At 42.7% G+C, this 9,998-nt stretch carries 11 protein-coding genes; 4 read left to right on the top strand and 7 right to left on the bottom strand.

Features of this window, described 5'->3' with window-relative positions:
• Positions 1–555, top strand: a 555-nt coding sequence (locus EWV68_RS09015; protein WP_287169548.1) for a bluetail domain-containing putative surface protein, incomplete at its 5' end; no start/stop codon positions are given.
• 173 nt (positions 556–728) lie between these two features.
• Positions 729–1,052 (top strand): HesB/IscA family protein, encoded by a 324-nt coding sequence (locus EWV68_RS09020; RefSeq protein ID WP_147070141.1) that lies wholly within the window; start codon positions 729–731, stop codon positions 1,050–1,052.
• On the opposite strand, the gene mraY is transcribed toward EWV68_RS09020, so the two are convergent.
• The 3 genes from mraY to mutT are packed head-to-tail and all read right to left on the bottom strand — an operon-like array spanning position 1,053 to position 2,848.
• Positions 1,053–2,120, bottom strand: coding sequence for a phospho-N-acetylmuramoyl-pentapeptide-transferase (gene mraY, locus EWV68_RS09025; protein WP_002782118.1), 1,068 nt, complete (start codon positions 2,118–2,120; stop codon positions 1,053–1,055).
• 45 nt (positions 2,121–2,165) lie between these two features.
• Entirely contained in the window at positions 2,166–2,429 is a 264-nt protein-coding gene (locus EWV68_RS09030) for a DUF3134 domain-containing protein (protein WP_002760451.1), read from the bottom strand.
• Positions 2,426–2,848 carry an 8-oxo-dGTP diphosphatase MutT gene (gene mutT / locus EWV68_RS09035; protein ID WP_185237997.1) on the bottom strand — a complete coding sequence of 141 codons (423 nt, stop codon included), beginning with the start codon at positions 2,846–2,848 and terminating at the stop codon, positions 2,426–2,428. The genes EWV68_RS09030 and mutT overlap by 4 nt, the downstream gene beginning before the upstream one ends.
• A 103-nt stretch (positions 2,849–2,951) precedes the next feature.
• On the opposite strand from mutT, the gene EWV68_RS09040 reads away from it, so the two are divergent.
• Positions 2,952–3,275: a 30S ribosomal protein PSRP-3 gene (locus EWV68_RS09040; RefSeq protein ID WP_002760450.1), complete on the top strand. Its 324-nt coding sequence runs from the start codon at positions 2,952–2,954 to the stop codon at positions 3,273–3,275.
• A 470-nt stretch (positions 3,276–3,745) separates the two neighbouring features.
• On the opposite strand, the gene atpC is transcribed toward EWV68_RS09040, so the two are convergent.
• Both atpC and atpD read right to left on the bottom strand, forming a co-directional pair.
• On the bottom strand, positions 3,746–4,162 hold the full coding sequence (gene atpC / locus EWV68_RS09045; protein WP_287169550.1) for an ATP synthase F1 subunit epsilon: 417 nt from the start codon (positions 4,160–4,162) through the stop codon (positions 3,746–3,748).
• A 74-nt stretch (positions 4,163–4,236) separates the two neighbouring features.
• Positions 4,237–5,685 (bottom strand): F0F1 ATP synthase subunit beta, encoded by a 1,449-nt coding sequence (gene atpD, locus EWV68_RS09050; RefSeq protein WP_002737987.1) that lies wholly within the window; start codon positions 5,683–5,685, stop codon positions 4,237–4,239.
• Between the two features lie 720 nt (positions 5,686–6,405).
• Between atpD and EWV68_RS09055 the strand changes: the two genes are divergently transcribed.
• Positions 6,406–6,546 carry a hypothetical protein gene (locus tag EWV68_RS09055; RefSeq protein ID WP_002760440.1) on the top strand — a complete coding sequence of 47 codons (141 nt, stop codon included), beginning with the start codon at positions 6,406–6,408 and terminating at the stop codon, positions 6,544–6,546.
• 152 nt (positions 6,547–6,698) lie between these two features.
• Here the strand turns inward: EWV68_RS09055 and recQ are convergent, their stop codons facing one another.
• A complete protein-coding gene (gene recQ / locus EWV68_RS09060; RefSeq protein ID WP_061431568.1) occupies positions 6,699–8,810 on the bottom strand; it encodes a DNA helicase RecQ in 2,112 nt (703 codons plus the stop codon).
• A gap of 115 nt (positions 8,811–8,925) precedes the next feature.
• Positions 8,926–9,537, bottom strand: coding sequence for a DUF3318 domain-containing protein (locus tag EWV68_RS09065; RefSeq protein WP_012263842.1), 612 nt, complete (start codon positions 9,535–9,537; stop codon positions 8,926–8,928).
• Positions 9,538–9,998 lie beyond the last annotated feature (461 nt).

A 9,998-nucleotide genomic window follows, 5' to 3' on the forward strand; every position in this document is an offset into this window, starting at 1 on the left:
AACAATGTGGAAAACCTCAGACTAATTGGCACTAATAATATTAATGGTACAGGTAACGCTGGTAACAATAATATCACCGGAAATAGTGGTATTAATCAAATCAATGGAGGTGCGGGAATTGATACTTTAACCGGTGGTTTAGGTGCAGATACTTTCATCTTCCAATTTGGACAATCTACCATATCCGCAAGCGATCGTATCACAGATTTTGCCATCAATAGTGATAAAATCGACTTATTAACTCAAGGTGGACTACCCATGAATGCGCCTAGTAGTTTCAGTCGCGCTACTGATAGCACTACTACCACTTTAGGAGATTTAGTCAATCAGGTATTTACTGATGCCAATGGAGCGACTACAGGTAATCAAGGATTAGGGGTTAATAGTGCCGCCTTAGTGCAGGTAACAACCGGTGCAATAGCTGGAACTTATCTCGTTATTAATGATAGCACGGCTGGCTTCCAATCCAGCAATGATTTATTAATAAATATCACCGGATTTACTGGTACTTTACCAGCTTTAGGGAACATTCCAGTAGGTAATTTCTTTATCTAAGTTTCTAAGTCACCTAGAAAACGGGTTTCTTCAAGGAACCCGTTTTCTGTGTTAAAAATTGTCAGCTACCCCCGCCATTTATTAGTCACATATTTCTTAACATAAAGTTTGATAATAACTGTGGTATAACTTCACAAGAACTTGATATTATTATTACAATAGTCTCAAAAACAATGATCGAATTAAGTCCCGCCGCCGCTAGAGAAATTGAACGTTGGAGTCAAAGCCGTCGTCTGACTGGTTCCTATCTGCGTTTGGCAGTAAAAAACGGTGGTTGTTCGGGACTTCACTATCATCTCGAATTAACCCCTATTGTGGCAGAAAACGATCGCTTTTATCAAAGTCAGGGTATTAATATTGTAGTCGATCCTGACAGCGATCGCTACCTACAAATTTTAAAATTAGACTATTCAGAAGATCTCATGGGTGGTGGTTTCCGTTTTACCAATGCCAACACCCAAAATACCTGCGGTTGTGGTCTTTCCTTTAGTGCCTAATTAACTGCTCCAAATAGCCAAGACAACTAAAAGCGCATTAACCAGATAAAAAGCTCCCACAATCTTCGTTTCCGTCCAACCACTTAATTCTAAATGATGATGAAAAGGAGCCATTTTTAATAATCTTTTGCCCTTGCCATCGGGTCCTTTTGTGGCTTTATAATAGATAACCTGAGCGATTACCGAAAGAGATTCCAGAAAGAAGAGACCACTAATTAAAAATAATCCCCAGAGATGTCCAGTAATTAAACCCACTGCAGCTAAAGCACCTCCCAAAGCGAGGGAACCCGTATCACCCATAAAGACTTTAGCGGGGTTGCGGTTATGAAAAATGAAGCCTAGACAAGCACCAGCAAAACAAGTGCAGAAAATCGCCAAATCCGGATGACTAGGGGCGATAATAATGGCTAAACCCAAAAATGCGATCGCACCTGTTCCCCCCGCTAATCCATCCACCCCATCGGTGAGATTAGTGGCGTTACTTTCAGCCACAAGGACAAATCCCGCCAAAATCCAGAAGAAAAAGCCCAAAGGAATGACTAATCGACCCCAAAGGCCGATATCGGTACTCACCTGATTGACCAACATCCAGAGACAAAAAAGCACCGCCCCCGCTATCTGTAAAATTAACTTCATCCGGGGAGATAGGCCCTTATTCGACTTATAACGCAGAATTTGCCAATCATCTAACCAACCGATGCCCATGTAAGCAAAAGTCAGCAAAGCAACCGCCACCACATTAGGAGTAAATTTAGACCAGATTAAAGCGAAAATAAGGGCTACCGGCACAAAAAAGCTGCCTCCCATGGTCGGGGTTCCTGCTTTCTTTAAATGAGCCTGGGGTCCATCCTCGCGCATGATCTGACCCATTTTCAAGCGCCGCAGCATCGGTACTACTTGACAACCAAGACCACCACTGATTAACGTTGTGGCCATCAGGGGGATTAACAGGGAATTAGTGGACTGAAAAAAAACTACTAACAGAAATAGTAATCCCGTTAGTAGAATCAGGAGATGGGTTCCAGTGGGTTTTTTAAAGATAGGGGCGGAAAAAATGTTAGCGTTCACGACTAAAGCGTCAGATAAGGGTAAAATTTGCCAAAGAAGACGGGATTAATCTTCATCTAAGACTAATTCATCTTCGTCGTCATCATAACCGATATCATCGACATCCATGAGTTCAGATAGTTCCACATCTTCTTCGAGAGTGAGATCTGGTTCGGCGATTTTATCCCGGGGAATCATGCGATTATTTTTTTCTAACCACTCGACAATGGAAGCGTCTTTTTTTAGGGGAATAACCGCGGCCGGTTCGTAGCGGGGTTCTTGACGAATAGAAGGATTAAGCATAATTACTCGACGATTAGCAGCAATCATTTCGAGTTTACCATGTCTTTTAAGGCTCTGATAATCTCTTGATTGGCCGCGGGGAAAGTGTAATTATCTAGTTCCTCGATAGTTACCCAGCGGATTTCTTCACATTCGATCGCTCTTGCTTGGCCACTGAGATAACGACAGTTATATACTTGTAGATTAACCCGAAAATGACTATAGGTGTGATCGATGGTGATTAAATGACTATCCACTGCGATTTCAATACCAATTTCTTCTAATACCTCCCGTTTAATACATTCCTGTACCGTTTCATTGCCTTCGATTTTGCCACCGGGGAATTCCCAAAAACCGCCCAGGAGTCCCTTGGCTAGACGGCGATCGATTAAAATTAAATCTCGATCATCTCTAATTACGGCCACACCGATTTGTTTACAGGGTAAAGAGTCTGTTTCTGGAATCATAGCGGTTATTAGCGAAAAAATCGGAAAAAATAGTTAAAAACTGACTGCGGAAAATTGAGTCAAAAGATGATATAATCGAGAATTGTACGATTAACGATTAACAATGACAGTCAGTTCCGAATCAAAGTTTATTTTAAAAGTATTGTGGTTAGATCAGAACGTAGCGATCGCTGTGGATCAGGTGGTCGGCAAAGGAACTAGCCCCCTCACCGCTTATTTTTTCTGGCCGCGCAATGATGCTTGGCAACAACTGCAAGAGGAGTTAGAAGCAAAACACTGGATTGATGAGTCCGATCGCGTTGATGTTCTCAACAAAGCCACAGAAGTAATTAATTTTTGGCAAGAGTTACGCAATCAAGGCCGACAAATCCCCATGGCCGATGCACAGTTAAAATTCCCCGAAGTTGTGTTTAGTGGTAGCAATTAATTTATAAGCTGTTCGTAATTTAAATTGCTTGTTGAGACGAGGCAAGAGGCAAGAGTCAAAAGGCAACAGTCAAGGGATTGGGGAAGGTTCGGCTAATCTAAGAATAAGCGTTTTAAATGCGTCTTAGCTTAGCAGTTATCTTAATGGAGGGCTACAAAATCTCCAGTTTTAGGCAACGGGAAACAGGAAACTTTTTCAGTGATCACCGAGCAGTAGGAGAACAGCAACTTCTCAATAAGTACCTAAGCAAAATTAATTACACATATCTAAACACCTCTTGCCTCTTGCCTCTTGCCTCTTGCCTATCTTCACTAGGAAATTAATTTTGCACGACTACTTAACAGTATTCACTGAAACCTCAAATCTGATAACTGATAACTGATAACTGATAACTGATAACTGAAAAAGAATCGGGTAGGTTTATATAAACCCGCCCGATTTTGCTTTAATTTAATTTGATTTGGTTTGGTTTAAACCGATACTAAACCGCCAGCGGCCTGGTATCTAGCGCGAGCTTTGCGCCATGATTGTTGCGCTTGGATAGTTTTGCGACGGTCATCCCCTTTACTGACTTCATCGAGACGGGTTTGGGCCCGTTCGTATTCGGCGCGAGCTTTTTCTTTATCGATTTTTGAGCCTAATTCCGCCCCATTAACGAGGACTTTGATCTCATTATTTTCGACTTCAGCAAAACCGCCCAAAACCGCGATATTTTCCCAGTCTTTCCCCGGTCGAATTCGCATTACGCCAATATTCAGGGCAGTTAATAAAGGAGCGTGACCGCGAAGAATACCTAATTGTCCCGTGGAACTGGGTAGGATTACTTCTTCAGCCACGTTATCCCAGACAATGCGATCGGGTGTAATAACCCGTACTGTAATGCTCATTGGTGATAATAACGATAATTTTGGCAGATTTCTGGGTTAAGTAACCGCGTTTAGCGGTTACTACTGACTTTTAATTAGCCTTTTTTGAGTTTTTCGCCTTTAGCGATCGCTTCATCGATATTGCCGACCATATAGAACGCTTGTTCGGGTAAGCGATCGAGTTCACCTTTGAGGATCATCTGGAAGCCTTTGATCGTATCAGCGAGGGTAACGTATTTACCCGGGGAACCGGTGAAAACTTCGGCCACGAAGAAAGGTTGCGAGAGGAAACGCTCAATTTTGCGAGCGCGGTCAACGGTGAGACGATCTTCTTCCGACAATTCGTCTAAACCGAGAATAGCGATGATGTCCTGTAACTCTTTATAGCGTTGCAGGGTAGATTGGACGGCGCGAGCGGTGCCGTAGTGTTCATCACCGACGATATCAGCTTGGAGCATGGTGCTGGTGGAACCGAGGGGATCTACCGCCGGATAGATACCTTTGGAAGCCAGACCACGGGATAGTACGGTTGTTCCGTCCAAGTGAGCGAAGGTAGTGGCGGGAGCGGGGTCAGTCAAGTCATCCGCCGGTACATAGACCGCTTGGATGGAAGTGATCGATCCTTCTTTGGTGGAGGTAATCCGCTCTTGCAGGTCGCCTACATCAGTGCCGAGGGTGGGTTGGTATCCTACCGCAGAAGGCATCCGACCGAGGAGCGCCGATACTTCCGAACCAGCTTGCACGAAACGGAAGATATTATCAATAAATAAGAGTACGTCTTGCTTGCTGACATCGCGGAAATATTCGGCCATGGTCAAAGCAGAGAGACCGACGCGCATTCTCGCTCCGGGGGGTTCGTTCATCTGACCGTAAACGAGGGCAATTTTCGAGTCTTCGGGGTTATCAGCGTTGATTACCTTCGATTCGATCATCTCGTTGTAGAGGTCGTTTCCTTCGCGGGTTCTTTCACCCACACCGCCAAAAACCGAGACACCCCCGTGTTGAATGGCGATATTGTTGATTAATTCCATCATAATGACGGTTTTGCCCACACCAGCACCCCCAAAGAGGCCGATTTTGCCCCCTTGACGGTAGGGGGTGAGCAGGTCAATCACCTTGATACCGGTTTCAAAAACCGTCGGTGTTACTTCAAGATCGACTAATTTGGGAGCGGGACGGTGAATAGGAGAGGTTTCGGTGACGTTAACCGGTCCTTTTTCGTCCACGGGTTCACCAAGAACGTTAAAAATCCGACCGAGGGTGCATTTACCCACGGGAACGCTAATCGCTGCGCCGGTATCGACGATATCCATACCGCGCACTAAACCATCGGTGGTACTCATGGCAACGGCCCGCACTTGGTTGTCACCGAGTAACTGTTGTACTTCACAAGTAACCGATAGATTTTGACCGGCGGAGTTAGTTCCTTTTACGGTTAAGGCATTATAAATACGGGGCAGTTTGCCACTGGGAAATTCGGCATCGATGACAGGACCGATGATCTGGACGATTTTACCAACGTTAGTTTCTGTTGTCGCTACCATTGTTTATGTCTACTCTGGGTTTTAGCTGATAACTCCCACAAGGGGAAAGTCTTAATTTTTTGTAAAATTAGCCAATACACAGCTTATCACGCTAGGGGATCAGATCAGTTATCAGTTATCAGTTACCAGTTACCAGTGATCAGATTTGAGTTTTCCGTGGACAGTCTGAGCGGTGATTGGTATTAAATGGCAATTTTCTGCTTACTGGTTACTGACCACTGATAAAAAGTAAGGCAGGCTAAGGCCTGCCTTAAAACAAAGCGAGGTTGATCAACTTTGAAGATGCCTACGCGGATGCAGTGCATGGAATTGGTCTATTACCATATATTGTCGATTATAGCAAGGGTTTTGCTGGTTGTATAGATTCAAATAACAAATAATTGCAAGCTTTACCATAGATGTTAATCTATACATTGAGCCGCAAGGACTATCTCTCGTCAAACTGGGTTTCAACCTGAACCTCAGTTCGGGATTAGTCAAAATTCTGAATGTTCTCCTAGCTGATAAACCCTATTCTTTCGTGGAACTGATGGCAAAATCTCTTTAACCGTAACTAACCTTGATTCGGTAAAGATTTTCCTCCTCTCGATCGCCTCGGAGAATTGTGCTGTAAGATATCTTCAGTTTGAATTGTTTATCCTCGCAATCGTAGATGAGAATAAATTTCGGTAGCTTTTGCGGCAATAGATCAATAATCTCAGGAAATTAACGGTTAATTATATGAATTCTGCTAAAATTATCGCCATTATCACGGGAGCAATTTCGATTTTAATCGCCGTTGCCTATTTAATCCTAGTCCAGATTCTTGACTTTCGTAGCGAGATGATTCCCGCTCCCCTAGAAGTTATTTTTCCCGGATGATAAAAATCGGGGTTGAAAATTTTTCAACCCCGAAAAAAGCAATTTTTGAGCGGATTAACCCACTGGTTGTAATACTAAATCCGGTTATTAAAAACTGATTATTTATTATCGCTTTTAAAGTGGAGGGTTGCATCAAAAGAGTTCCTCTGGCCTTATTGCCGGGGTCGTCTTTGCCAAGCAACAACTAATTTAATTTCCTCATAACTATAATTATCTCCCAGATTTTCTTTGAGAGTTTTCAGGGATTGATCGCCCAATTTTTTGATCACTAAACGAATATATTCCTGTTTATTTTTAGAGACTAACTGATTAATATCAATTTCGTAACCCGCTTCCAGCAATTTAGCTAAATGTTCATAGATGGTTGAGACTTTTAAGCTTCTTTTGCGAGCGATTTCTTCCGCATTCAACCCATCTTGATAGTATTGGAGAGTGAGGAATTGAGTAGAGGGAAGACTATCCTGACAAAAATCATTAATTGCCGCTATAAATATATCCCCATACTGTTGTACTTTACTGTGTACTACTCCAGAAATTTGACGAAACTGCCCCAAATTCCGTGGTTTCGATTGGGCCATCAAACGCAGACTAGAATCATGGAAAATAACGTAGGGAGGAACCCCTTGACTATCGGCAATTTTTTTCCGCAGTTGCCGCAAGCGCTCGAATAATAAATCACTTTCCACCATATTGGGATTGTCGTCTCCCAAGATTTGACCGTTAGCTTTTTGGGGGACGGCAATAAACACGGAACGTTGTTTCCGCATCACTTCCCAACTGTGTTGATTAAGTTTCAAGATTCTAAAATCGTCTTCAGTTTCTACTAATATATTTTGCTGGACAAGGGAACGACTTAAACGTTTCCACTCCTCCATAGTTTTATCTTTACCGATGCCATAAGTAGATAATAAATGATGTTGATATTGGGTGATTCTTTCACCTTTTCCTCCCCTGAGTACGTTGATTATGTGCATCATACCGAATTTCTGTCCCGTCCGCGCCACACAGGATAAAAATTTTTGTGCTTCGATCGTCCAATCCTGGTTATTTGTACCATTCCGACAGTTATCACAGTTACCACAGTTACCCGCAAAACTTTCTCCAAAGTAACCTAGGACGCTCGATCTTCTACATTCATTCCCTTCAGCATAATCTAACACCTGTCGCAATTGTTGACGAGCTTTCTGTTGTTCATTTTGCTCGGTTTTTTGGTTAATAAAATACTCAATTTTTCTGGCATCTGCAAAGCTAAAAAAGAGGGTACATTTAGCTGGTTCTCCGTCCCTACCCGCACGGCCTGACTCTTGATAATATCCCTCTAAATTGCGGGGTAAATCGTAATGAATGACAAAGCGTACATCCGGTTTATTAATCCCCATACCGAAGGCAATTGTTGCCACCATAATCTGCACATCATCCCGAATAAAACGGGTTTGATTGTTACTTCTTTCCCGATCCTCCATACCCGCGTGATAGGGTAGGGCATTAATACCATCTTTTTGCAACTGTTCAGCAACTTTATCGACGGTTTTGCGGCTGATACAGTAAACTATTCCTGCTCCTTTTTGTCCTTTAATATATTGATACAATTGCTGATAAGATTTACTGGTTTTAGGTTGAACTTCATAATAAAGATTAGGACGATTAAAACTAGCAATATGAATGGAAGTATCTCGCAATCCTAATTGTTGGATAATATCTTCTCTAACCTGTTGGGTAGCGGTGGCAGTTAAAGCCAAAATTGGCACGGAGGGAAAGCGTTGACGAACTTGTTTAATTTGTCGATATTCAGGGCGGAAATCATGACCCCAATCGGAGACACAGTGAGCTTCATCCACTGCTAAACAGGCTAAACCGAGGTAATTATCAATAACAGCTAAAAAGTCTAAAAAACTAGGCGATAATAATCTTTCTGGGGCGACATATAACAGTTTAATTTTTCCTTGCAGGATTAAAGATTCTCTTTCTCTGACTTGTTTAGCGTTTAAAGTGCTATTGAGAAATGTTGCCCCGATGCCATTATCAGCTAAAGCAGTTACTTGATCCTGCATTAAAGCAATTAGGGGAGAAACCACCACCGTCACCCCTTTTTTGATTAAAGCGGGTAGCTGAAAACAGAGAGATTTACCGCCTCCAGTGGGCATAATTACTAATAAATCCTGATTGTTTAAAGCAGCCTCAATTATTTGGCGTTGATTCGGTCGAAATTGATCGTAGCCAAAGTGATATTTTAAGGCTTTTTCTAAAGAGTCAATTGCAGCCATTGAGCAAGGGGAAAAATATTTTTATAGTAGTTATTTTAAGGTTAGGGATTTAAGTGATCATTGATCAGTGATCAGTAATCAGTAAAAAGAAAGCTGATAGCCAAAACAACTGACCTTAAGATTGTCTCACCTGATCGGGAACACCAACAAAGGAGAGATTGGCTAATTTTTTCAGATTTTGACAGCGCAATAACTCGTTAAAATTGAGACTCGATCGCCCCTCAATTTCAGCTATAGTCTCAATAGCCGATAATAAACCCTTAGCGGCCTCGGTTTCCGTGTAACCGCGTCTAACAGCCACTTTTAGGGCCGCTTCATCCGCGTCTAATTCCCGTTGGGGGCTGCGTTTTTCTCGCCAAATCCGGTTAATTGCCAAGGCAGTTAAACCCCCCGCTACTGCCATACCGACGGCATCGGTTTGCAGGGTTTCCACGGTTAAACCGATCATACCAGCCAGAGCAATTAATCGATCGAGATCGGGTTTAAACCATTTTACTGCCGTTAAAACAGAGACGGCCCTTAACAAGACTAGATCCCGTTGGGGTCTTGATAATTGCCGCCAGAGGTCAAAATTAATTTGAATCGGTCTGACTCCTCTTTGCCAGGGCAGGGGAAAATTAGTTTCGATTACCTTGGTGCTTTCGGGTTTGCTGACAATGCGCGTCATCATCCGTCCCGAAGCAGGCATGAGGTCTAGTAAGTGACTAATCTCGTTGTCTTGGTTCATCGATCGCCGGCCAATAGTCTTCGATCATTGAGTATAATCGCTTTCTGAGCTAATATCTCTTTTCCGACAATTTTCTCAAAGTTGAGTTTTGTTAAGATAGAAAAAACGCTGGGGTTTGCCGACGCAAGGGACAAGGGGAGCAAAAATCGCTTCTCCTACTCTGCTATACCTTTTCAACAGGATTTAAGCTAAGACGCATTTAAAGCACTTATTCTTAAGATTAGCCGAATCTCCCCCAATCCCTTTACTGTTGCCTCTTGCCTCTTGCCTCTTGCCTCGTCTCAACAAGCAATTTAAATGCCACGATTAATTATAAGCTAACTAGGGTTAGCTGAATAAATATAAAAACCTTGTTGGGTAAGACTTTTAGACTTTTTGTCAATCAAAAAGTACCAGATATGGGAGTGGTCGGGGGGAAAATCCCTGGACTTTTTCCCTGAAAATTAGGTAATTTACCCGAT

This window comes from Microcystis sp. M_QC_C_20170808_M9Col, assembly GCF_007095495.1.
Classification (GTDB): Bacteria; Cyanobacteriota; Cyanobacteriia; order Cyanobacteriales; family Microcystaceae; genus Microcystis; species Microcystis aeruginosa.

What these genes read in the sequence shown, in the direction of transcription:
- atpC (WP_287169550.1), bottom strand. Translation starts at nt 4,162, where the DNA reads ATGAGCATTACAGTACGGGTTATTACACCCGATCGCATTGTCTGGGAT.
- atpD (WP_002737987.1), bottom strand. Translation starts at nt 5,685, where the DNA reads ATGGTAGCGACAACAGAAACTAACGTTGGTAAAATCGTCCAGATCATC.
- recQ (WP_061431568.1), bottom strand. Translation starts at nt 8,810, where the DNA reads ATGGCTGCAATTGACTCTTTAGAAAAAGCCTTAAAATATCACTTTGGC.
- EWV68_RS09040 (WP_002760450.1), top strand. Translation starts at nt 2,952, where the DNA reads ATGACAGTCAGTTCCGAATCAAAGTTTATTTTAAAAGTATTGTGGTTA.
- EWV68_RS09065 (WP_012263842.1), bottom strand. Translation starts at nt 9,537, where the DNA reads ATGAACCAAGACAACGAGATTAGTCACTTACTAGACCTCATGCCTGCT.
- EWV68_RS09020 (WP_147070141.1), top strand. Translation starts at nt 729, where the DNA reads ATGATCGAATTAAGTCCCGCCGCCGCTAGAGAAATTGAACGTTGGAGT.
- mutT (WP_185237997.1), bottom strand. Translation starts at nt 2,848, where the DNA reads ATGATTCCAGAAACAGACTCTTTACCCTGTAAACAAATCGGTGTGGCC.
- EWV68_RS09030 (WP_002760451.1), bottom strand. Translation starts at nt 2,429, where the DNA reads ATGATTGCTGCTAATCGTCGAGTAATTATGCTTAATCCTTCTATTCGT.
- EWV68_RS09055 (WP_002760440.1), top strand. Translation starts at nt 6,406, where the DNA reads ATGAATTCTGCTAAAATTATCGCCATTATCACGGGAGCAATTTCGATT.